Origin of the sequence: Blastomonas aquatica (genome assembly GCF_014639875.1) — a bacterium.
GTDB lineage: Bacteria > Pseudomonadota > Alphaproteobacteria > Sphingomonadales > Sphingomonadaceae > Blastomonas > Blastomonas aquatica.
Window position 1 is genome coordinate 42092 of record NZ_BMGD01000002.1, and the last position, 22960, is coordinate 65051.

Genomic DNA, 22960 nt, shown 5'->3' on the forward strand with positions numbered 1-22960 from the left:
AGCCTGTTGAATCAGCCCAGTGCATGCGTCTCTTAATCACCCCGGTGATCCGGGCACCTCTGTCCGGCGCAGCAACGGGCAAGAGTGATGAGCGCAGAACCGATCAGGGCAGAAGCACACAGGCGCAGCGCAAACATGCTGCGCACCGCTTTCGGGAGCACGATCGGTCAGTGGCTTGAAGATCCGGAAGTCATCGAGATCATGCTCAACCCGGACGGACGGCTCTGGGTCGAACGGCTCGGAAAAGGTATCGGTGCAAGCCTCCATCGTCTCAACGCTGCCGATGGCGAGCGGATCATCCGGCTCGTTGCCCATCATGTCGGCGCAGAGGTGCACGGCAGGATGCCGCGCGTGTCTGCCGAGCTGCCGGGCGGCGGTGAGAGGTTCGAAGGGCTGCTGCCACCAGTCGTTGTAGCGCCGAGCTTTGCGATCCGCAAGCCTGCGAGCGCAGTCTTTGTGCTTGCCGACTATGTCGCAGCCTCGATCATGTCGGCGGCGCAGGCTGCCCGCCTACGCCAGGCTGTCGCAGACCGGTGCAATATCCTGATCGCAGGCGGCACAGGGACCGGCAAGACCACGCTTGCCAATGCGCTTCTCGCCGAAATGACCCTGACCGGCGATCGCATCATCCTGATCGAAGATACCCGCGAGCTTCAGTGCACGGCTCCCAATTGTGTCGCCATGCGCACCTGCGATGGTGTCGTGTCTCTGGCCGACCTTGTGCGCTCGTCGCTTCGCCTCAGGCCCGACCGGATACCGATCGGCGAGGTGCGTGGCCGCGAGGCACTCGACCTGCTCAAGGCCTGGGGCACCGGTCATCCAGGCGGCATCGGTACCATCCATGCGAGCAGCGCCAGAGGCGCGCTTCTGCGGATGGAGCAGCTCATTCAGGAAGCCGTCGTGACGGTTCCGCGCGCTCTGCTCGCTCAGACCATCAATGTCGTCGCGGTTCTCGTGCGGGACGGGGCAGGGCGGCGCCTTGCCGAGATTGCCGGGGTCGACGGCCTCGATCCTGCCAGCGGCGAATACCGCCTGCTGCCCGAACCTTCCCAACAGACCGGAGATGAATCATGATCAGCCAGCCCCGGGTAAACCGCCCCCGTCGCAACCTTCTCAGGGCGCTCGCATGCAGCTCTGCACTGGCAGCGGCACTTCTGTACGCCGCGCCGGTGGAGGCAGGCGGATCCTCCATGCCATGGGAAGCGCCGCTCCAGTCGATCCTCGAAAGCATCGAGGGACCGGTCGCCAAGGTCATTGCGGTGATCGTCATCATCGTGACCGGCCTCAGCCTGGCATTTGGCGACACCTCCGGAGGCTTCCGCCGGCTCATCCAGATCGTGTTCGGATTGTCGATCGCCTTTGCTGCGTCGAGCTTCTTCCTCAGCTTCTTCAGCTTTGGCGGCGGAGCGCTGATCTGATGGGGCACGGCATTTTCTCCGGGCCGGACGATACCCCGGGCTTTTATGCCCCGGTCCACCGCGCGCTGGCCGAACCCATTCTGCTCGGCGGCGCGCCGCGGGCTCTCGCTATCGTCAACGGGACCCTTGCAGGTGCTATCGGGCTCGGCCTGCGGCTGTGGCTTGCAGGCCTTGCGATATGGGCCATCGGCCATGCTCTTTCAGTCTGGGCCGCACGGCGTGATCCGCAGTTCGTTGATGTGGCGCGCCGCCACCTCAGATACCCGGTCTGGATGCGGCCATGATGTCTCTCAGGGAATATCGCAGCAGATCCGAGAGGCTCACAGACTTCCTCCCCTGGGTCGCACTGGTGGGGCCGGGCGTGGTGCTCAACAAGGACGGATCGTTCCAGCGCACGGCGCGGTTTCGTGGTCCCGATCTCGACAGCGCCACGCCCGCTGAACTGGTGGCAGTCACCGCACGCCTCAACAATGCATTGCGCCGTCTTGGGTCGGGATGGGCCGTTTTTGTCGAAGCACAGCGCGTTCCTGCGCAGAGCTATCCCGAGAGCAGCTTTCCCGATCCCGTGTCTGCCCTGGTCGACATGGAACGACGCGAGCAGTTCCGGGAGGAGGGCGCGCATTTCGAGAGCGGCTACTATCTGACCCTGTTGTGGATGCCGCCGCCGGAAGACGCAGCGCGTGCCGAAGGCTGGCTCTATGAAGGCAAAGCCGCCACTGGCATCGATCCCGAAGAGCTCGTCAGATCGTTCGCCGACCGGGCCGACCGGGTGCTGCATCTGGTCGAAGGTTTCATGCCCGAGGCCAGCTGGCTCGATGATGGCGAGACGCTGACCTATCTCCACAGCACCGTTTCCACGAAGAGCCACCGCGTCCGAGTACCCGAGACGCCGGTCTATCTCGATGCCCTGCTGACCGATGAACCGCTGACCGGCGGCCTGGAGCCGATACTGGGGCAGGCACATCTCCGCACGCTCACCATCACCGGCTTTCCCACTGCAACCTTTCCCGGCCTGCTCGATGAGCTCAATGCCCAGGCTTTTGCCTACCGCTGGTCAACCCGCGCGATCATGCTCGACAAGACGGATGCAATCCGGCTGCTGACAAGGATCCGGCGTCAGTGGTTTGCCAAGCGCAAATCGGTTGCAGCCATCCTCAAGGAAGTGATGACCAACGAACAGTCGGTGCTTCTGGATTCGGATGCGTCCAACAAGGCCGCCGATGCCGATATGGCTCTGCAGGAACTGGGCGCCGATCATGCAGGCATTGCCTATGTCACTGCGACGGTAACCGTCTGGGACCGCGATCCGGCACTTGCTGCGGCAAAGCTGCGCCTCGTCGAGAAGGTCGTTCAGGGCCGCGATTTCACCTGCACGATCGAGGGAATGAACGCGATCGAGGCCTGGCTCGGGTCGCTCCCCGGTCATGTCTACGCGAATGTCCGCCAGCCTCCCGTTTCCACACTCAATCTCGCCCACCTGATCCCCCTGTCAGCAGTCTGGGCGGGAGCGGAACGGGACGAGCATTTCGGTGACGCTCCTCTGCTTTACGGCAGGACCGAAGGCTCGACCCCGTTCCGCCTTTCCCTTCATGTCGGCGATGTCGGCCACACGCTCATCGTCGGACCGACCGGGGCAGGCAAATCGGTGCTGCTGGCGCTCATGGCGCTGCAGTTCCGGCGTTACGACGGGGCACAGATCTTCGCCTTCGACTTTGGCGGATCGATCCGGGCTGCGGCGCTTGGCATGGGCGGCGACTGGCAGGATCTGGGCGGTGCGCTGAGCACCGACGACGCGGACAGCAAGGCTGTCGCCCTGCAGCCGCTCGCCCGCATCGATGATGCAGGCGAGCGTGCATGGGCCGCCGAATGGCTGGCCGCGCTGCTCGCGAACGAAGGCGCGAGTGTCGATCCGGCGGGCAGGGAGCATCTCTGGTCGGCGCTGACCTCGCTTTCGTCCGCTCCGCCATGCGAACGCACCCTGACGGGCCTTGCCGTATTGCTGCAGTCGCAGGAACTCAAACAGGCGCTGTCGCCATATCTCGTAGGTGGACCCTGGGGCCGGTTGCTCGATGCCGAGTACGAACGGCCAGGCGAAGCGCCTGTTCAGGTATTCGAGACCGAAGGGCTGATCGGGGCTTCATCGGCCGGTGCCGTCCTAGCCTGTCTGTTTCACAGGATCGAAGGGCGGCTGGACGGTGCACCCACCCTGATCATCATCGATGAAGGCTGGCTGGTGCTCGACAGCCCGGCTTTTGCCGCGCAGCTGCGCGAATGGCTCAAGACACTGCGCAAGAAGAACGCCAGCGTGGTCTTTGCCACGCAAAGTCTCGCCGACATTGAAACCTCTTCAATCGCGCCTGCCATCATCGAGAGCTGCCCGACGCGAATATTTCTCCCCAACGAGCGCGCAGCCGAGCCTCAGATTGCGCGTGTCTATGAGCGGTTCGGCCTCAATGACCGGCAGATTGAAATCCTGAGCAGGGCAACACCAAAGCGCGATTACTACTGCCAGTCACGGCGCGGCAACCGACTGTTCGAACTCGGTCTTGGCGAAATCGCCCTCGCGTTCACCGCCGCATCCTCAAAATCCGACCAGACCAGAATCGCCGAACTTGCCGCTGCTCATAGCCGCGACGGCTTTGCTGCAGCCTGGCTCCGGCACCGCGGCCTCGAATGGGCCGCAGCACTTCTTCCACCCCAGACACCTGCAACCTGAAAAGGAGCCCGATCCATGAAAATGTCCCTGTTGAGCCGAACATCGCTTGCCGCAGGTCTGGCCGCCGCGCTTGCCGCCGGCACAATCTGCTCTCCCCCCGCGCATGCCCAGTTCGGCGGGATCGTCTACGACCCGTCCAACTATGCCCAGAATGTGATGACGGCTGCCCGATCACTCGAACAGATCAACAACCAGATCCAGCAGCTCCAGAACCAGGCAACCAGCCTGATCAACGAAGCGCGCAACCTGGCCAGTCTGCCCGTCTCGACGATCGAGATGCTGCAGAGCCAGGTCGACCAGACCAGGCAACTGCTGAGCGAGGCACAGCGAATTGCCTATGATGTGACGGACGTCCGGCAGGTGTTCAGCGAACGCTACAAGGGCGCTGCCCTTTCTGCTGGACAGGCGCAGATGGTCGCAAATGCCAACGCCCGCTGGCAGGACAGTGTCGGCGCGTTCGAGGATGCAATGAAGGTGCAGGCCGGGATCGTCGGCAACCTTGGTGCGACCCGCAGCTCGATCACGACCCTTGTGGGAGCCAGCCAGTCAGCAACCGGCGCACTGCAGGCAGCCCAAGCCGGCAATCAGCTGCTGGCGCTCCAGACTCGGCAGCTCGCCGATCTGACGGCGGCTCTTGCCGCGCAGGGCCGCGCCGAGGCGCTGGAATCTGCGCGCAATGCCGCGAGCGAAGCGGAAGGCCGTGAGCGCTTCCGGCGCTTCCGGACCCGCAACTGAGATGAGCCGGACGGTCAGACTGGCGGCGGCAGCTGCGTTCGGAGGTCTGCTGATGGCCATCACGGCCGTTTCGGCAAACCGCGCACCCGCGACGCCTGCCACCGGCGTTTCGCACTCTGATGCGGTACCTGACAGCGGCCCTCACTCTGAGCAACTCAGCCGCTGCCGGATGATTACCGTGGCAGAACCGCGCTGCGAAGCTGTCTGGGACGAGAAGCGCCGGCGATTTTTCCGCAGAGAGGAGCATCGCCCATGAACGACACCGGCGTGATCGACCAGTTCCTTGCCGTCTTCTCCCGGTACATCGACAGTGGCTTCGGCCTGCTCGGGGGCGAAGTGGCGTTCCTGTCCTCGACCCTGATCGTGATCGACGTGACCATTGCAGCTCTGTTCTGGGCCTGGGGCACGGACGAAGACGTGCTGCAGCGACTGGTCAGGAAGACACTCTATATCGGCACTTTCGCATTCATCATCGGTAACTTCCCGAGCCTCGCCGGGATCCTCCTCCAGAGCTTTGCTGGGCTTGGCCTCAAGGCCAGCGGCAGCGGCATGGCCATGGGCGATTTCATGGCGCCGGGTACGGTCGCCGCAACCGGCCTCGACGCGGGACAGCCTCTGCTGGATGCGACAGCGGATCTGGTGGGGCCGGTCGGCTTTTTCACAAACTTCGTCCAGATCCTGATCCTGCTGGTTGCCTGGCTCATCGTCGTCATCGCGTTCTTCATTCTGGCGATCCAGGTCTTCGTCACGATCATCGAGTTCAAGCTGGTCACGCTGGCAGGCTTTGTCCTCCTGCCTTTCGCCTTCTTTGGTCGCACCGCCTTCATGGCCGAACGCGTTCTGGGACACATCATTTCCTCTGGTATCAAGGTGCTGGTGCTGGCCGTGATCACCGGTATCGGTACAACGCTGTTCGGACAGTTCATCGATGCAGGACTGGGAGCTGAGCCGGACATCAGCCAGGTCATGGCGATTGCGCTTGCGGCGCTGACACTGCTCGGCCTTGGCATTTTCGGGCCCGGCATTGCCAACGGCATCGTAGCCGGTGGCCCGCAACTTGGCGCAGGGGCAGCTGCCGGAACGGCAATCGCCGCTGGTGCAACCCTCGGCGGTGGTCTCGCAGGCGCAAAACTTGCTGCAGGTGCCACCGGAACCGCGATGGCCACAGCTGCCAGCGGCAGCGCCCGTGCCGCTGGCAGTGCGTCGGCTGCCTACTCTGCCGGTGCCTCCGGCAAAACCGGCAGAGCGGCGGTGGCTTCAGGTCTCGGCAATGTCGCAAAATCTGCGGCCGGGGCTGCAGCTTCACCGCTCCGCCGCGCCGCCGGCAGTCTCAAGGCCAGCTATGCCGCAGGCAAGGAAGGTGCGCCAAAAGACCAAGAGGCGCCTTCGTCCCCTGATAGTGCGCCGGCTTGGGCGACTGCCCTGCGCCGCCGCCAGACCATTGGACAGGCTGCCTCGATAACCGCGCATACGCTGAAAGGCGGCGACAGCCACTCTGGCGGTCAGGGTCCCGATATCACCGACAAAAGCTGAAACAGCTGAAAGGCCTTTCTCATGTTTCGACGCCCATCCATCCGCTACGGTACCAGTCCCGAACCCGTCACGCCCTACCAGCGGGCAGCCCAGGTCTGGGATGACCGCATCGGCTCGGCCCGCGTCCAGGCGAAGAACTGGCGCCTGGCATTCTTTGGCAGCCTTGCCCTTTCGGGCGGTCTTGCAGGCGGACTGGTCTGGCAGTCTGCCCGGGGCACGATAACCCCCTGGGTGGTCGAGGTGGACAGGCTGGGGCAGGCCCAGGCTGTCGCTCCGGCAGATGCCGATTACTCTCCCACCGATCCGCAGATGGCATTCCACCTTGCCCGCTTCATCGAGCAGGTCCGGTCCATTCCGGCCGACCCTGTCGTGCTGCGGCAGGACTGGCTCAGGGCCTATGATTTCACCACCGACCGCGGCGCACAGGCCCTCAATGACCATGCCCGCAGCAACGATCCGTTCGCGCAGGTCGGCAAGGTCCAGATTGCGGTCGATGTCTCAAGTGTCATCCGCGCGTCGGACGACAGCTTTCGCGTCGCCTGGACCGAGCGGCGCTATCAGGACGGTGGCCTGATCGAGACCTCCCGCTGGTCTGCCATCCTGACCACCGCGGTGAAGCCGCCGCGCACAGCCGATGCCCTGCGCAGGAACCCGCTCGGCCTGTTCGTCAACGCCATCAACTGGTCAAAGGAGCTAAGCCAATGATCCCCCATATGCCTCCGAAGCGTCTTTCCATTCTGCTGCTGGCCACCACGCTCGCCGGCGTTCCGGCTCCAGGCGCTGCCCGGAACAGTCGCGCGCATTCCCTCGAGCAGCCCCTGGCCGCTGCGACCGAACCGGCTGACCCCCGGACGCGCATCGGCCGCGCGAATGCAGCAGCGCGCGTTCAGCCGGAACGGACCAGCTATTTCAACGCGATCCAGCAATATGCCTATGCCGACGGTGCATTGTTCCAGATCTACACCTCGCCGGGGCATGTCACCAATATCATGCTTCAGGAAGGCGAGGAGCTTGTCGGACCGGGGCCGGTCGCATCCGGCGATACTGTGCGCTGGATCATCGGCGATACCGTGAGCGGCAGCGGCCCCACGCGCCGGGTGCATATTCTGGTCAAGCCGACCAGGGCCGACATCAGCACCAATCTCGTCATCAACACCAGCCGACGCACCTATCATCTGGAGCTGAACGCCACGAACTCCACCTATATGGCGGCGGTCTCATGGACCTATCCGCACGACGCTCTGATCGCCCTGCGCAGCGCCGAAGCCGAAGCGAAGCGCACTGCACCGGTAGCGACAGCGATCGATTTTTCGGCGCTTAGCTTCGACTACCGTCTGTCCGGTGACCGGCCATCATGGCGTCCGGTCCGCGTGTTCGATGACGGACGCCAGGTCTTCATCGAGTTTCCCCCCGGCATCGTGACCGGCGACATGCCGCCTCTTTTTGTCATCGGCCCGGACCGGACAGCAGAACTCGTCAACTACCGGGTGCAGAACCGATACATGGTGGTCGACCGGCTGTTCGATAAGGCCGAACTGCGGCTCGGCGCCGGTCGCAGCGCCCGCCATGTCCGCATCGAGCGCGAAGCTCCGCGCAGCAGGGGACGGTCATGAACCCCGAGGCTCCGATTGATCCGCCGCCGCATGACAGCAAGCCTGACGCCGATCCCGAAGAGATGGTCGAAAGACAGCCTGAGGCACCATCCGGTCAGGATGAAATTCGCATCGTTGGAGAGCCGCCACGCGTCATGCGCCTGTCGCGCAAGGCGCTCGCATTGCTCGGACTGGTGGCGAGTATCGGTATCGGCGGCTCTCTGATCTTCGCGCTTCAGCCAAAGGATGACGCGCCGCCGGAAAATCTCATTGACACCAACAGCCGCAATCGCGCGGAACAGGTGACGGGCGCTCCTTCGAGTTACAGCGACGTCCCGAGACCCGGGCCACCGCTGCCTGAGGATCTGAGGCCACCGATGGATCCGGCGCAGATCGGCGGTGAAGATGTTCCTGTTCCACCGATCGGACCGCCGGCTGGCACGCTGCCGCCCGATCCCCGGCTCGCAGCGGCGCAGCAGGCGCGCGAGCGAGCTGCGCAGGAACGCGACGGCGCAAGAACCAGCCAGCTTTTCCTGGCGGGCAGCACGGGCGCAGGCAACAACGTCAACGCGCCTGTGACTGGCCCGGTACCACCGGCAACAAACGCTGCCACTGGCACTGCCGAAGCTCTTCCGGCCACGCCGGCGTCCACCCGCCGGGCCTTTCTCGTTCCGCGCGGCAACGCTGGTACAGAAAGTCCTGAGCGGATCGTGCGTGTCGGCTCGCCGGGCGTGCTTCAGGCAGGAAGCGTCATCCCCGCCGCGCTGATCACCGGCATCCGCTCCGATCTGCCAGGCCAGATAACGGCGCAGGTGACCCAGAATGTCTATGACAGCCCGACGGGACGCATACTGCTGATACCGCAGGGATCGCGACTGATCGGTGAGTATGACAGTGATGTCGCAGCAGGCCAGAACAGGGTGCTGCTGGCATGGGACCGGCTTATCCTGCCGGGCGGCCATTCGATCCTGCTTGGCCGTCTGCCGGGTGCCGATGCCGCCGGCATGGCAGGTCTTGAGGACCGCACCGATTATCACTGGGGCAACATGCTGAAGGCCGCCCTGATCTCGACGCTGCTGGGGGTGGGAACCGAGTTAGTGACAGGCAATGACAGCGACCTTGTCCGTGCGCTGCGCTTCGGAACGCAGGATACGGTGAACCAGACCGGACGGCAGGTCGTGCAACGGCAGCTCAATGTTCCGCCGACCCTGACCGTGCGGCCCGGGTTTGCATTCAGGATCATCGTGACGCGCGATCTGATCCTTGAACCCGTTGATGCCGGAGGAGCGCGATGACCCGTCTCAAACTGTCAGATCTGGCCAGTGAGAAGCCGGTGCGGCTGACACTGGAAATTCCGGCACGACTGCATCGGGAGCTGGCGGAATATGCGCGGGCGGTGAATGGCGGCAATCCCGACGGCGCGCCAGCAATCGAGCTGATCATCCCTGCGATGCTCGACCGGTTCATTGCGACCGACCGGGAATTTGCAAGGACGAGAAAGTCGCAAGGCAGCAGCTGACGGTGGCAAGGCGCTTTCGCCAGTTCCGTGTGGTAGCTACGCTTTGCTGGTCAGTGTCGGCGATGACCGGTCATTCGGGCATCAAAGGAAGGGCCGAAAACCATTGCTTCAGCAGAGCGGTCGCCCTCGGCGTGATGACGAGCCAGATACGCCTGCGATCCTTCGGGTCCGGCGCACGGGTGATCAGCTTTTGCTCGATCAGCAGATCTAGATATCGCAGTGACGTAGTTCCCGGGATATTGGCGAGACCTGCGATCGCGCTGACCTGCATCGGGATGCCTGCGCTGTGATAGACGTAAAGCACAAGCAGCATGTCCCAGGCGGGGTCGCCGAAGAGTTTCGGAAAGAGCTTCTCTCTGTCTCTGCGCATCCTGAGATAACGCTTCAGGGCGCGCCTCATGTCGGTGACGTCCGGCCACTGTATCGCACAAGGTTCAGGAGGACCGGTGCGCTCGAGATCGGACGCCAGCATGAGCAGCTCATTCGAGATCTGCGAAAGGCGCGCAGCAGGCGTGGCTTGCTTGTCCCGGAACATCAGGCCGCGACCCGCGTCCGTCATTTTCGTCCCTGCGATAAAGTGTCCCATCGGTTGTCCGCGTATACCCCAAGCGTGATGACCAGAAGTACAGGTACCGCCCATACGGTGGATGCCGCATACAGGGTCTTGGTCAGATAACTTGGTGAAATGATGAAGGATATATGGCTGCACACAACGTTGAAGTGCAGACCGGCGACTATGATGGGCCATCGTCGGTCACTCAGATGGACCATTCCGATTTTATAAAGCAATGAAAGCGTCTCGACCGAAGCAATCACCATCATGAAGTCATCATCGCTTCTGATCGAAAGCGATGCCCACTCCGCGCTGCAGAATCCGACCCAGATCCCTGCAATGCTGAGCTTCGCGACGCGATCCCCCTTCTGCACAACGAAGATGGTCGTGCACAGAAGGGCAATCGTGTAGGCGATGAAGACGCCCATGCAGGCGGTCCTGATCAGCCGACCAGGCGGATGCCGGCGTCATGACCTTCGGCAAAGGGCCTCGGCGTATAGCAGCCATCGGCCCGCTCGGCCTGGTTGGTGCGCATGCGGATCTTTGTCGCTTCGAGATGTGCCCCCACGAGGTCTTCGCGGCTGACCACAAGGTCGCTGACACAGGTATGAAGCCTGCGAAAGAGCCGCTGCCCTTTCTCCGGTTCTAGACCGGCGGTTCTTGCCGTGTCGATCATGTCTGCATTCATGCGCAGCATGTGCGAGAGCAGTTCGTCGAGTTTCTCGTAGGACGTCTGAACCTGTCCGGTGAGATTCTGGAACTGCTGTTCCGAAAGGTGCAGGGTGCTCTGGCTGGCCCGTTCGGCCCGGCGTGAGTTAGTCATGGTCGTAATCTCCGCTTGATGTTTGAACAAGGGAAGGATCACCAGAGCTAGCTCATCAGGTGATTGAGCCAGTATCCGACTGCAACGAGTGCTGACAGCGTTCCTCCGGTCGCCAGCGCCACCCATGAAGTTGCTACCAGTTTTTGCCTGAAGTTCAGCTCGTGTGGTTCGCCCCCTATCACGGCCATTGCCCGGCGTAGCACAGAGCTGAATCGTCCAGGGTTCAACTCGCGATGCGATAGCCCCGGGTGATGCACCATGCTGTCATGGGCGGAGTGGTCCGGCAAGTTTCTGCCTTGCACCCCCATAAGAGCATGTTCCGGCTCGCCGGCAAGATTGCCTGGTTTTAATTGAGACCGCTTTAATGGCGCGGTTTGCTCTGCCGCCAGCAGCAGGCGCGCAGCCTCCCGACGATCCGCAGCACCCAGAACCGCATTCGCCCTGAAGATATACTGGTCCACTGTACCAGCAGACAGATGTGTCCGCTGTGCGATCTGTTTGGAAGTGTATCCTTCAGCGACAAGCCGAAGGCACAGTTTCTGATTCTCATCGAGTTCCGAAAGCACGTTCGACAATGAAGCAACTCCCCAGCCGGACGCCCCCGAATTTGGGCTGAAAGAACCAAGAGTGGTTAACAGGAATCCATTCCGGATTAAATCCTGTCTGATCGCGGTCCAGTGCTGAATTGGCACTGGCGGCTGCCCTGGTAAAATGTGCCCAATCCCGCTTGACCTCGGGGTGGTTGCGCAGCGCGATAGCGGCACGTCATACGGCTCTCTTGGGATCTGAAGACACGCCATTCTTCTTCGATATTCGGATAGCGGCCGCTCGCGATATGAGCGCAAGGTCGGCTGGCGACCAGATTCGGTCGTTGATTTCAGCGACCGTGGTGGTCTGATCCTGACAAAAGCTGCCGATAGTACACCGCGAAGCGGTCCGTAAGCATAGCGTCCTGTTTTCGGTCCACTAGACTCGTTACCGTATCGCCTGATAGCAGGCAAAGTGGCCTGAATCCTGACGTTCCTCCAGATCTAATTAGGTCCTGTGGCCCGCCCGATCCCAATCCTTGGGCTCGACGACAACCCCTTTGGGAGTTGAACCAACAACGGGCTTCGAAGCAAACCATGGTTTAATACGCCGGACCGCTTCTTCGGTCAGATCGGTGGAAACCGCGAAGCTGAAGCGGATGAAACCATTCCCATCGACCGGATCGAAGTCCAGCCCGGGAGCAACGGCGACCCCTGTGTCGTGCAGCAGAGCCTCGCAAAACGATAGGCTATCGTCTGTCAGGTGGCCGACATCGGCATAGATGTAGAAAGCTCCATCGGGCGGTGCGATCCGCCGGAGCCCCATTTGCGGGAGCGCTTGAAGCAGGTGATCGCGATTGCGTGCGTAAGTTTCAATATGGCCTTCCAGTTCGTCGCGGCATTCAAACGCGATCAGCCCGGCATGCTGAGCAAGCGAGGGGGGCGTCAGAAACAGATTGCCCATCCGCGCGCGGGCTGCATCAATGAGATGATCGGGCACGACCAGCCATCCCAGGCGCCATCCGGCCATGCTGAAATATTTGGAGAAACTGTTGACGATCAGGGCGTCGGGCGCGTGTTGCAGCATCGACCCTGCCGGAATGGTGTAGCTGAGACCATGGTAGATCTCGTCAGAGACAAGCGCGATCCCGCGCCGGCGGCATATCGCCGCTATGGCTGCAAGTTCATCTGGTGGAATGATCGTGCCTGTGGGATTGGCAGGGCTCGCAATGATCAACCCGCCGGGCACCGGCTCCAGCCGCTCGATCGCGGCGGCCGTGATCTGGTACCGTTCCGCTTCGCCGCAGGGTAGTTCGACGGGTATCAGATGCAGCGCCTTGAGCGTATTGCGATAGGCAACATAGCCGGGGCGCGCGAGCGCCACCCTAGCGCCAGGCGAGAACAGACAAGACAGTGCGAGGACGAAAGCCGGTGACGCACCGCAGGTGAGGATGATCCGTTCCGGATCGACGGCGACCCCATAGGTTTCGGCATAATGCGCTGCGATGCGGGCTTTCAGCTGCGGGCTTTCCCAATAGCCCATGCCATCGGCATCGAGAATGCGATGCGCTGCCTGAATCGCCGCTGCCGGAGCTCCTGTCGAAGGCTGACCGAACTCCATGTGTATCACTGAACGCCCTTCGGCCCCCATGCGATGCGCCGCACGGCTGATCGTGATGGCGTGAAAAGGGTCGATCTCAACGGGCATGATCAATTTGCTCCACAGGTCATTCTCGATGCAATGCGCCTGCCTGATGCCGACGCCCCGGTCCAGTGCACGTTAGTCAGGCAATGGCCCCAATACGGGCAGCGGCGCGATGCCCGGTCGGCACATTCTGGGCAAGCGGCTGTGCCTCCAATGATCGCAGGTCCCTAGCGGGCCGATCCGAACATCAGGAAAGAGGCCCAGAGGGCCGGGTCCGGATAGTCCTTCCTTGTATCGACCATCGCAAGGCGCAGCGCCTCTGCGGGAGGATGCTCTGCGGCGTATGTGATCAGCCGCGTCATCAGCAACCGTGTCGCCTCGTCATCCACATTCCAAAGGCTCATGATGACTCGCTGCGTTCCGGCCAGCTGGAAAGCCCGGGTCAGGCCGATCATGCCACCATCGTGGACCTGACCAAGCCCCGTCTGGCACGCGCTCAACACCGCAAGTTCGGCTGGCAGCCTGCTGGTCTGAATTTCCCGCGCAGTCCACCATCCAGACTCCAGGGTCGGCCCGGAAAGCATGAGGAAGCCGCCGTCCAGCGGGCGTGCCGGGTCGGAAGAACCATGGGCAGCGACGTAGATCACGCTGGCCTCCAGTGCCCGCTCGACCACCGCCGAGCGCAACGCCTTGTCGCCCGAAAGGCCTTTGCTTTTCAAGAGTTTTGCCACGTCCTTTGCCTCGGCCCGAGCACCCGGCAACGGCGGAATCACCCATTCGTCGCTCACTGGCAGACTGGGGTCGCCAACCACCAGCGGCCGGGCAAAGGCTGCGGCGGCTACCCATTTGCTGCCGCTGTTTTCAAACTCTGCCAGACTTGGCGCGATGGTAATCGACGTGCGATCGACCAGGGCATCGTTATTGCCGAACGGCTTCAGTGCCGGGAATGGTACGGTTCCGATCGAGCCTGCAGGTACAATGATGAGATGTTCGATGCCTGCCAGCGTTGAAGCAATGCTTGGCGGCAGCAGCATGCCGGTCAGATTGGTTTCGGCCGTTCCAGGTGAGAGCAAGACGTCCGGAGGGGGCTGTACTGGCTCGGCCGATCGCCGCGCAGCACGGACCTGCTGCAGTTCCTCGACGCCATAGGCCCAGCGAAGCGCCTGGACCGATTTGAGCAGCGAACTTTCGTCTGTGGCAGATAGCGCTGATGCGACAACCCCAGTTGGATTCACTAGGCACATGGTGAGGCTGCCGTCGGCGCCACGGGTGTAGAACAGAAGTGCGGTTGATGGCGGCAACGCTCCAGCTTCGATTTGGCGTTGGAGCCGCTTTGCAAGCTGTCCGGTCGACGTCTGCTCCGCATTCCTGGCGGTGGCCTGCATTCCACGCGAGGCACCTACTCTCGCCCTGGCGCGCTGTTGCTGCTGCGCCGCCGCGTCGCAATTGGCGGTGCGAGCGTTGAGCGGTGCCCCCGCGCTGAACATGGCCAACGCAGTCAGTGGTAGCAACCACCTGAGAATTGCAGCACATCTGAACACGGAATGCATGATCGGCATCTCCCCCTTGCCCTGTTGACTTGGCTAGCATTGCCATCGGGTCGCGTAAATCTGATCCGCAGGCGCAGCATGGGGCAATGGCAAAGGCAACGTTGTTAGCAACCAGGTGTCACTGGAAGGGCTTATACCAAGGTGCACTGATCCAAACCCATGAGGACGGCCTTGCGGTGGTTCTCGGCAAGGAGCGGCTGACGGGTCGATGTAGTTGCCGCGACGCAGTCCGAGGGCCCCCGCCAGGCCGCCCGCAGGGTTGTCATTCCCGCTTGCTGGCTCGCTCCCTGATCACCGTCGGACCGGCTTGGCGATGAACCACATCGCCTGCGCCAATTCTTCTTGCCAGCAACCGGGAATGACAATCCTCACGGGTTCGGATCAGCGCACCTTGGTATTATGCCCAGTTAATAGCAGCCGTTGAGCGTTAGCTGGAGGCCTCAGAACCTGTCAGTCCTCAACCGACCAAGTTTCGCCATTCCGGGGACGGTGCGCAGACGTCCGTTCCTGACACTAGCGGAGATCGCGTTACGAATAACATGTTTATCGGCGAATTGGCCCCCAACCACCCACACGCCGGCTGATCAATGTAGGCTTGCTGACTCCGATCCATAATTATGATGCTCGCACCGCAAGCACCAGATGCCCAGATACAGAACCCTATTGATCATTGCCTAAAAACAGAGGAATGCCCTCTATCGCTTCCCTCGCCACATGCGCCGGAATCTCGAAAAGCCTTTTACTTCCGAATATCCGCTCTGGATCCTCGTAGTAATCCCAAGCCATTTTTCTATCTTGGAGCTTTAGAACTAGGTCAACGAGGGCATGGTCAACCTTATTTGCCCTAAGGTAGGATTTCACGTCCGGATTCTCGTAAAAATCTTTCATCGCCGTGTTAAACGCCCTTGGATTTTCTCCAAGCTTCCCGCGATAATGGTGTAGATAACGCCAAGTAGCAATCACAGGGTCAATCTTGTCCAAGGATTTAAAAATTATGTAAATAGGGTCAATTGGGTCCGCCATAATCCTATTTGCAGCTTCAAAAGCGCGCCTGTGTTTATCACTCAAAAACATCCAAATGAATTCGTTGGAGATACGTTTCCGTTCAGACGGAGGTACTGTTCTAAGCCGCTCCTCTGCATAAATTCTTGCCGTATTTCTCTTATGATTATTTAGGCTCGTGTAAGTCGGAATGTCTCCCAAAACGACTTCATTTAACTCATGATACGCAATGCAAAGCGCTATGTCGGAAAACTCTTGCTGACTGACTGTATGACTTAAGTGGGGCAATAAACAATCGGCAAGATGCGCAAGTGAGAATAAATGATCATATATTGAGCGGACTCGAACTGGAGGTCTAAATCCCTCAAGTCTGACTTTCTTCCCAGATCTCGGAAGAGTTTTTAATGTCTGAACGATAGGCATTCTTCTGTGCATAGGAAGTGATATCTGCTCTCTGTCAATATCATCTAATATGTCTCTAGTCATCTCGAGCACGGAACCGGACTTAACTGCATTTTCCTTGATGTCATTGGCATCGATATCAAGTGACAGTTCGCTCAAAAACGACAGAAGGGTAGAGAGATTTTCCTCGTATTCTTCCTTCTTTCGAAAGTCCAAATACCGCCTATCCGCCAAAAATGATGGTATCTGGCAATCATTCAAGACAACAGGTACAACAACAACATTATTAAGGTTCATCAATTTGAAGAAACTTGTTTGCCACTCGGTGCTTACCCAGCGTGACGCCACGGATGCATCACTCAGAAAGACGAGTACAACGTTAGCCTTGCTTAGACCCGTTTGCACATGCTCCGTAATGGATCCACCAAGCGGAATGTCCTGCTCGTCAAGCCAAGTTTCGATTGATCTTGACTTCAGATCCTTGTTCAGCCGGCGTACAAATGCCTTGTCACGACTAGAATGGCTGAGGAATACGAGAAGTCGTCTAGAACTTGTCACGTGACCCCCTCCCCAAATTTTGCTTCCAACCTACTCATGTTGACCATTCTTTCCTCTGAAGTAAAGGTTACATTTTCGGTGCGCAAGCCTTGGGTAGGTTTTGGGTGATGTCTGCACCAGAAATAGCTTTCGTTTGAAAGCCACCGTTCCGTTTTCGGCCTTGCCCTTATCTTTCAGAAGTGTCACGCCTCAGCGAATGAATGTCCGCTCCTGCCGCAAAGCGTCTCTGGCGGCCGGCGCCACGAATGACGCCTAAGTCCCAAATGCAGTAAGGTCAGCTCCCCGCTGGAGACGAGGAGCTGATCATTCAAATTTCTGTGTTTTCGGCAAGGGCTAGCGCGTCTTCCACATCGATTCCAAGGTAGCGCACTGTGTTCTCGATCTTGCTGTGACCGAGAAGGATCTGGACAGCGCGCAGGTTGCCGGTGGCCCTGTAGATTATCGACGCCTTCGTGCGCCGAAGCGAATGAGTGCCATACTCGCTTTGCATTAGGCCGACCGCCGTAACCCAATCATCCACGAGCCGCGCATACTGGCGCGTGCTGAGATGCCGAGCATGATCAACGCGGCTTGGAAAAACATAGTCGTCTACCGTACCGCCTCGGCGTTCGAGCCATGCAAGCAAACTCGCTCGTGCGTCCGCAAGCAATTCGAACTGAACTGGGCGACTTGTTTTTTGTTGCATCACGATCGCGCGCGTTCGGATCTGTCCTCCGCTGACAATGTCTCCAATTTTCATCCGTACCAAGTCGCAGCCGCGAAGCTTGCTATCGATTGCAAGGTCAAACAGTGCGCGATCGCGCAGGCGACGGTTATGATTGAGGTAGAACCGGATCTGCCATACTTGCTTTGGCTTCAGCGCACGCTTCGCACCGACGGTTCGTCCCGCATTCCAGACCTGACGTTTGGTCGCAACGGTTTGGGATTCAGTCATTTCCATGGTCATTCTCCTTTGGCCGGATTGGCCATTTGGAGAACGGTCCACAGGTTGGGGTGTGTAGATCCAGTCGGGCTCGTACCGACCCAGAGCCGGTCGTTCACGTGGCCGATTATGAACGTCCGCTTCAGACATCAACTGCCATTTGCATGCCTCGATCTAAACGGTCAGCAGCACGCTCTCGTTCCAGACATTACTGGGTTGAAGCAACCTTCCCAACAGCGGACGACAAATTGGTTGAACCCGTATGGGGGTAGTGGTCGATCGCTGCTGCGTGATTGTTGGCGTAGCATGCACTCACCAAACAATTGATCGCAACCCGCCAGTGGCAGCAATGCAGAAATCTTTTGCACAGTCAGTTCGGGGAGACTTGACCGGGCGTATCGAGACCCAGAACACGCCGATTGCCTTCCTTGTCCGGGGCGGTTGCGGCAAAATCATCGAAGGCGTGGTTGGCCCTGCGGATCATATGGGCGGCGATAAACGGCGCGCCTTCGGCAGCGCCCTGCTCGGGATGCTTCAGCGCGCATTCCCATTCGAGCACGGCCCAGCCATCGAAACCATATTGGGTGAGCTTCGAGATTATCGCGCGAAAATCGATCTGCCCGTCACCAAGCGATCGGAAGCGACCGGGGCGATCAACCCAGTCAGCATAGCCGCCGTAAACACCGGCTCGCCCGTTCGGACGGAACTCCGCATCCTTGACGTGGAAGCATTTGATGCGTTCGTGATAGATGTCGATGAACGCCAGATAATCGAGCTGCTGCAGCACGAAATGGCTGGGATCGTACAGAATATTGGCGCGAGCGTGATTGCCGACAGCGTCGAGGAACCGCTCGAAGGTGATGCCGTCGTGCAAATCCTCACCGGGGTGGAGTTCATAAGCAACATCGACCCCGTTCTCGTCGAACGCATCCAGCAAAGGGCGCCAGCGACGCGCCAGTTCGGCAAAGCCTTCCTCGACCAACCCGGCCGGACGCTGTGGCCATGGGTAGACCGTCTGCCACAACAGCGCGCCGGAGAACGTCGCGTGCGCGGTGAGGCCGAGGCGGCGGCTGGCGAGCGCTGCCAACCGCAACTGATCCATCGCCCATGCCGTGCGTGCTGCGGGCTTTCCGCGCACCTCTTCTGCCGCAAACCCATCGAACAATGCATCGTAGGCAGGGTGAACCGCGATTAGCTGGCCCTGCAGATGCGTGGACAGCTCGGTGATCTGTACCCCCGCCTCGCTGCAAATTCCGGTGACCTCGTCGCAGTAACCCTGGCTTTCGGCAGCGAGCGCCAGGTCGAACAAGCGCGCATCCCAAGTGGGGATCTGCACGCCCTTGTAGCCCAACCTGGCGGCCCACTGCGCGATGCTTTTGAGCGTGTCGAACGGCGCGGCGTCGCCTGCAAACTGCGCGAGGAAAATGCCCGGTCCCTTCATGCGATGTCTCCGTTCAGGTTGATCCACGCGCTGCCTTGGGCGCTGCTTTCATAGGCCGCCTTGATGAAGCGCATTCCGGCAAGGCCATCGTCAAGGCTGGCATAAGCCGGATGCAGCGACACGTTGCCGCGAACGGCATCGGCGAAATCGCGATAGATGTTGGCGAAGGCTTCGAGATACCCTTCGGGATGACCCGAGGGCAGCCGGACCTGCGCCAGTGCCGACGCATCAAGCCACGCGCAATCGGTTCCCGGCACCCAGATTTGCTCGGGCGCACCGCGTCGCGCGACACGCAGCCTGCCCGGCTCTTCTTGCCGCCAATGCACTCCGGCCTCTTCGCACCACACCGATATTTCAAGCCCGTTGGCATCACCGGTGCAGATCTGGCTCGCCACCAACGTGCCGCGTCCACCGCCGGACAGATGGAACATCGCCCCGCCATCATCGTCGAGCTGCCTGCCCGGCACCGCTGCGCGAATATCGGCGGCGATCCGCGTCATCGTTTCGCCGGTGATGAACTCGACGAGGTTGAAGGCGTGGGTGCCGATGTCACCGAATGCGCCGCCCAACCCCGAGCGCGCCGGATCGATACGCCACTCGGCCTGTTTGCCCGATGCATCTTCAGCCTTGGCGAGCCAGCCTTGCGTATAGCGCACCGAAACGCGCCGCACTGCACCCAGGTCACCCTGAGCAATCAGCGCACGCGCCTGCCGCACCATCGGATAGCCGGTATAGGTGTGGGTCACACCGACAAGCCCGCCGGTCTTCAGCGCCACTGCCTGCAGGTCCAGCGCCGCTGCCAGCGTGTCGGTCAGAGGCTTGTCGATCAGAACGGGAAAGCCCGCCTCAAGCGCCGCGATGGCTGCAGGGGCGTGAACATGGTTGGGAGTAACGATCGCGATGAATTCCGCGCGATCTTCGGCGGGCAACACGCGCTCTCGCTGCAGCAATTCCGCATAGCTGCCATAGCTGCGATCCTGCGCAATGCCGACGGCCTCACCCGACCGCCGCGCGCGCTCCGGATCGCTGCTCAACGCGCCAGCGACCAGACGGCAATTGCCCGCAATCGCCGCAGCGACACGGTGAACCGGCCCGATAAACGCCCCTTCACCGCCGCCAATCATCGCATAGCGCGTCTGCCCGGTCATTGTGTCGCCTGATGCGCCGGGGTGCGGCTTCCATCCCGGTCCTCAAGGATCAACTCGGCGGCGCGCCAGCCGATGACCATCGCGGGGCCGTTAGTGTTTCCGGCGGGCGGCACGGGCATCACCGAGCAATCTACCACGCGCAGGCCTGACACGCCATGAACGCGCAGGCGGCTGTCGACGACGCTGTCGCCTGCGTTGCCCATACGGCATGTGCCCGTGGCGTGGATGCCGGGGCTGGTCAGCCATTCGAGCACTTCGCCGATCTGCTCGTCACTCTCGACAGCCGCACCCGGCACGACCTCTTCGCCCACGAAGCGCGCCAATGCTGGCTGGCGCATGTAACGGCGCACCAGCCGCACCATATCGATCATGAAGGCCTTGTCCGCCGGATCACCCCACCAGTTGGCGTCGATCTCGACATTGTCGGCGACGTCCGCACTGCAGATGGAGATAGCGCCGCGGCTCTTGGGGCGCAGCGATATCGCGTTGACGGTGATCCCCGGCCTGTCTTCCAGTGCGCCGCGGCCCGGATCGGCCTTGCGCTCTTCGGACGAGCGCATCGAGAATGGGCCGATGCCGAACTGCACATCGGGCCAGTCCGCAGGCGAGCGCATCGAAAGCAGCGCGGTAACCTCTGGCGAAGTGTAGGCCATCATGCCCTTGCGGGTGAGATAATAGCGCACGACGTGCGACATCATGCGCCAGCCGGAGAACTCGCGGTTTGCACCTTGATCATTGTGCAAGCGATAGGAAATCGAGAACATCGCGTGGTCGGCCAGATTGCGGCCCACTGCAGGCAGATCATGCTTTACCGGCACACCTGCACCGGCGAGCACGTCTGCCGGGCCGATTCCGGACAGTTGCAGCAGCTTGGGGCTTTGCACTGCGCCAGCCGACAGGATGACCTCATGCCGCGCTGTGATCGTGCGGGTGCCATCAGCGGTACGGATGCGCACCCCCGTCGCGCGGCCATTGTCGATCTCGACGCGCTCGACCAAGGTATCGATCATCACCGTCAGGTTGGGGCGCGCCATCGCGGGCTTGAGAAACGCCTGATAGCTGGAAGCCCGCCGACCCCGCCGATCGACCGTCGCCTGCGTATAGCCGATGCCGGTGGTGCCGGGGGTGTTGATGTCCTCCAGCCGGGGAAGCCCCATTTCGACGCCCGCTTCGACGGTCGCGGCGATCGCAGGCGACCGATAGGGCAGCTGCGTGATCTGCAACGGGCCATCGCGCCCTCGCGAGGCGTGCGCGTCTGCGCCTTGATAGCTCTCCATCGCGCGATAGCAGCGCTCGATCTCGGACCAGCGCCATTCGGTGTGGCCTGCGGCAGCCCAGCCATCGTAATCGGTAGGCATTCCGCGCAGATACCAGGTGCCGTTGGTCGAGCTCGATCCGCCCAGCCCTCGGCCATAAGGCCATACCTCGCCTTCGGGGCGACCATGCTGGCCTTTCACCGGAAAGTGCCAGAAATGGATGGGGTTGCCGAACATCTTCATGAAGGCGCGCGGCATGTTGACCAGTTCGGTCTCGTTGGTTCCGCCTGCCTCAATGAGCAGCACCTGCGACTTGCCATCCGCGCTCAGCCGGTCGGCCAGCACGCAGCCAGACGACCCCGCGCCCACGATGATATAGTCAAAAACGGTGTCTTGTGCGGTCATAATGTCGCTCACTGTGCAGCCGCAGCGGCATTGCGCGCGCGGCCCATGAAAAGGAAAACCGCCGCCGCCAGTACCAGCGCGCTGACGCCCATGATGATGATCGCCGGCTGAAGACCGCCTGCCGTTGCGGCCAGGGCGGAAACGATCGGCGGGCAAACGAATGCACCCGCGAAGAACGCCGTCGCCCATATACCCATGCCGCGCCCCCGCTGATCGAACGGCAGCTTGGCCTGGCCCCAGGCGAGCAGTGCCGGGATGATCATGCCGCCGCCCAGTTGCTGGATCGTCGCCCCGGCGGCTGCCGTTTGATAGCTGTCCGACAGACCGATCACGATCATGCCTGCGCCGATCAAAGCGCCAGCAATGCCCAGCAGCACGCCGATGCTTTGCTCATGCAACCGACGGTACAGGAAGGCCCCGGCGATATAGGCGAGGCTTGTCGCCGCCTGGATCAGGCCGACATTGGTGGAAGAGCCTGCGCCCTTGTCCGCCAGCACCGTGGCGATATTGAGCGGCTCGACGTAGTAGACGACCGACGTAATCAGCGTGACCGATCCGATAATGGCGGCGGCGCGCCACGGGAAACCCGCGGGTTTGGAAGTCTGCGCCGCCGCCTTTTGCGTCACCGGCTCATCGATATAAGCGACCGCCATGATCAGCAGCGGCACGGCGAGCAAGTAGATCGCGAACGGCCCCCGCCAGCTGATGTCCGCAAGGATACCGCCAGCGGCGATCAGCGCCGTGCCTGCAATCGATGTTGCCGCCCCGGTCCAGGCGACCCAGCGATAGCGCTGCTCGCCGAAATAATCGCCGATCAGCGCGCTTGAAATGGTGATCGCAAAGGCATCCGCGAGGCCCAGTACGGCGCGGCTGGCAACGATGATACCGAGGTCATCGACGAACAGCGGTACGATGCCTGCAAGGATATATAACGCGATTCCAAAGATGAACGCAGGCCGCCGCCCGAAGCGATCCGCCACCCAGCCCGCGGCAGGCGCGAACAGCGCGGCGCACAGCGATGGCATGGTCACGATCATCGGCACCAGCAACCCTGCGTTGGGCGAGCTGCCAAACTGTTCGAACAGCTTGGGGATGGCGGGGAACAGCGCGACGATCGCCATGACCGGCAACACCTGCGCAAACACCAGGGTCACGCCCTTGGCGGTCTGGCGGTTTGCAGTTTCTCCCTGCAGATATGTTGCGGCCATAATGTGC

23 protein-coding genes are annotated in these 22960 nt (G+C 61.3%); 11 read left to right on the forward strand and 12 right to left on the reverse strand.

Annotated elements, in window-relative coordinates:
- Positions 1 to 87 precede the first annotated feature (87 nt).
- Genes trbB through IEW00_RS04255 form a run of 11 tightly spaced genes read left to right on the forward strand, consistent with a single transcriptional unit; the run spans position 88 to position 9513 of the window.
- Positions 88 to 1074, forward strand: coding sequence for a P-type conjugative transfer ATPase TrbB (trbB, locus tag IEW00_RS04205; protein ID WP_188513150.1), 987 nt, complete (start codon positions 88 to 90; stop codon positions 1072 to 1074).
- Positions 1071 to 1418, forward strand: a complete 348-nt coding sequence (locus IEW00_RS04210; protein WP_188513151.1) for a TrbC/VirB2 family type IV secretion system protein — start codon at positions 1071 to 1073, stop codon at positions 1416 to 1418. The genes trbB and IEW00_RS04210 overlap by 4 nt, the downstream gene beginning before the upstream one ends.
- Positions 1418 to 1702, forward strand: a complete 285-nt coding sequence (locus IEW00_RS04215) for a VirB3 family type IV secretion system protein (protein ID WP_188513152.1) — start codon at positions 1418 to 1420, stop codon at positions 1700 to 1702. The genes IEW00_RS04210 and IEW00_RS04215 overlap by 1 nt, the downstream gene beginning before the upstream one ends.
- The gene (trbE, locus tag IEW00_RS04220) at positions 1699 to 4134 is read left to right on the forward strand and encodes a conjugal transfer protein TrbE (protein ID WP_188513153.1); all 2436 of its coding nucleotides are present in this window, start codon (positions 1699 to 1701) and stop codon (positions 4132 to 4134) included. The genes IEW00_RS04215 and trbE overlap by 4 nt, the downstream gene beginning before the upstream one ends.
- 15 nt (positions 4135 to 4149) lie before the next feature.
- Positions 4150 to 4869, forward strand: a complete 720-nt coding sequence (gene trbJ / locus IEW00_RS04225) for a P-type conjugative transfer protein TrbJ (RefSeq protein ID WP_188513154.1) — start codon at positions 4150 to 4152, stop codon at positions 4867 to 4869.
- A gap of 52 nt (positions 4870 to 4921) precedes the next feature.
- Positions 4922 to 5125, forward strand: coding sequence for a putative entry exclusion protein TrbK-alt (gene trbK-alt, locus IEW00_RS04230; protein ID WP_229736807.1), 204 nt, complete (start codon positions 4922 to 4924; stop codon positions 5123 to 5125).
- The gene (trbL, locus tag IEW00_RS04235) at positions 5122 to 6402 is read left to right on the forward strand and encodes a P-type conjugative transfer protein TrbL (protein ID WP_188513156.1); all 1281 of its coding nucleotides are present in this window, start codon (positions 5122 to 5124) and stop codon (positions 6400 to 6402) included. The genes trbK-alt and trbL overlap by 4 nt, the downstream gene beginning before the upstream one ends.
- A gap of 21 nt (positions 6403 to 6423) precedes the next feature.
- A complete protein-coding gene (gene trbF, locus IEW00_RS04240) occupies positions 6424 to 7107 on the forward strand; it encodes a conjugal transfer protein TrbF (RefSeq protein ID WP_188513157.1) in 684 nt (227 codons plus the stop codon).
- Entirely contained in the window at positions 7104 to 8015 is a 912-nt protein-coding gene (gene trbG / locus IEW00_RS04245; RefSeq protein WP_188513158.1) for a P-type conjugative transfer protein TrbG, read from the forward strand. The genes trbF and trbG overlap by 4 nt, the downstream gene beginning before the upstream one ends.
- A complete protein-coding gene (locus IEW00_RS04250) occupies positions 8012 to 9289 on the forward strand; it encodes a TraB/TrbI/VirB10 family type IV secretion system protein (protein ID WP_188513159.1) in 1278 nt (425 codons plus the stop codon). The genes trbG and IEW00_RS04250 overlap by 4 nt, the downstream gene beginning before the upstream one ends.
- Complete coding sequence (locus IEW00_RS04255; RefSeq protein WP_188513160.1) at positions 9286 to 9513, forward strand: DUF2274 domain-containing protein; 228 nt, start codon at positions 9286 to 9288, stop codon at positions 9511 to 9513. Before IEW00_RS04250 ends, IEW00_RS04255 begins: the two co-directional genes overlap by 4 nt.
- Positions 9514 to 9583: 70 nt before the next feature.
- Here the strand turns inward: IEW00_RS04255 and IEW00_RS04260 are convergent, their stop codons facing one another.
- The 12 genes from IEW00_RS04260 to IEW00_RS04315 all read right to left on the reverse strand — a co-directional run bounded on the left by IEW00_RS04260 (position 9584) and on the right by IEW00_RS04315 (position 22953).
- Positions 9584 to 10072 (reverse strand): helix-turn-helix domain-containing protein, encoded by a 489-nt coding sequence (locus IEW00_RS04260; protein WP_188513161.1) that lies wholly within the window; start codon positions 10070 to 10072, stop codon positions 9584 to 9586.
- Positions 10069 to 10494, reverse strand: coding sequence for a hypothetical protein (locus tag IEW00_RS04265; protein ID WP_188513162.1), 426 nt, complete (start codon positions 10492 to 10494; stop codon positions 10069 to 10071). Before IEW00_RS04265 ends, IEW00_RS04260 begins: the two co-directional genes overlap by 4 nt.
- A gap of 14 nt (positions 10495 to 10508) precedes the next feature.
- Entirely contained in the window at positions 10509 to 10889 is a 381-nt protein-coding gene (locus IEW00_RS04270) for a hypothetical protein (protein WP_188513163.1), read from the reverse strand.
- 47 nt (positions 10890 to 10936) lie between these two features.
- Entirely contained in the window at positions 10937 to 11455 is a 519-nt protein-coding gene (locus tag IEW00_RS04275) for a helix-turn-helix domain-containing protein (RefSeq protein ID WP_229736887.1), read from the reverse strand.
- Positions 11456 to 11924: 469 nt separating this feature from the next.
- A complete protein-coding gene (locus IEW00_RS04280; RefSeq protein ID WP_188513165.1) occupies positions 11925 to 13124 on the reverse strand; it encodes a pyridoxal phosphate-dependent aminotransferase in 1200 nt (399 codons plus the stop codon).
- 164 nt (positions 13125 to 13288) lie between these two features.
- On the reverse strand, positions 13289 to 14446 hold the full coding sequence (locus IEW00_RS04285; protein ID WP_188513166.1) for a CHAT domain-containing protein: 1158 nt from the start codon (positions 14444 to 14446) through the stop codon (positions 13289 to 13291).
- An 825-nt stretch (positions 14447 to 15271) separates the two neighbouring features.
- On the reverse strand, positions 15272 to 16573 hold the full coding sequence (locus tag IEW00_RS04290; RefSeq protein WP_188513167.1) for a TIR domain-containing protein: 1302 nt from the start codon (positions 16571 to 16573) through the stop codon (positions 15272 to 15274).
- Positions 16574 to 16880: 307 nt separating this feature from the next.
- Positions 16881 to 17513 carry a tyrosine-type recombinase/integrase gene (locus IEW00_RS04295; protein ID WP_188513168.1) on the reverse strand — a complete coding sequence of 211 codons (633 nt, stop codon included), beginning with the start codon at positions 17511 to 17513 and terminating at the stop codon, positions 16881 to 16883.
- Between the two features lie 352 nt (positions 17514 to 17865).
- On the reverse strand, positions 17866 to 18936 hold the full coding sequence (locus tag IEW00_RS04300) for a sugar phosphate isomerase/epimerase family protein (protein WP_188513169.1): 1071 nt from the start codon (positions 18934 to 18936) through the stop codon (positions 17866 to 17868).
- The gene (locus IEW00_RS04305) at positions 18933 to 20084 is read right to left on the reverse strand and encodes a Gfo/Idh/MocA family protein (protein ID WP_229736808.1); all 1152 of its coding nucleotides are present in this window, start codon (positions 20082 to 20084) and stop codon (positions 18933 to 18935) included. Before IEW00_RS04305 ends, IEW00_RS04300 begins: the two co-directional genes overlap by 4 nt.
- Positions 20081 to 21745 (reverse strand): GMC family oxidoreductase, encoded by a 1665-nt coding sequence (locus IEW00_RS04310; protein WP_188513170.1) that lies wholly within the window; start codon positions 21743 to 21745, stop codon positions 20081 to 20083. The genes IEW00_RS04305 and IEW00_RS04310 overlap by 4 nt, the downstream gene beginning before the upstream one ends.
- Before the next feature lie 8 nt (positions 21746 to 21753).
- Entirely contained in the window at positions 21754 to 22953 is a 1200-nt protein-coding gene (locus tag IEW00_RS04315) for an MFS transporter (RefSeq protein WP_188513171.1), read from the reverse strand.
- Between the last annotated feature and the right edge of the window lie 7 nt (positions 22954 to 22960).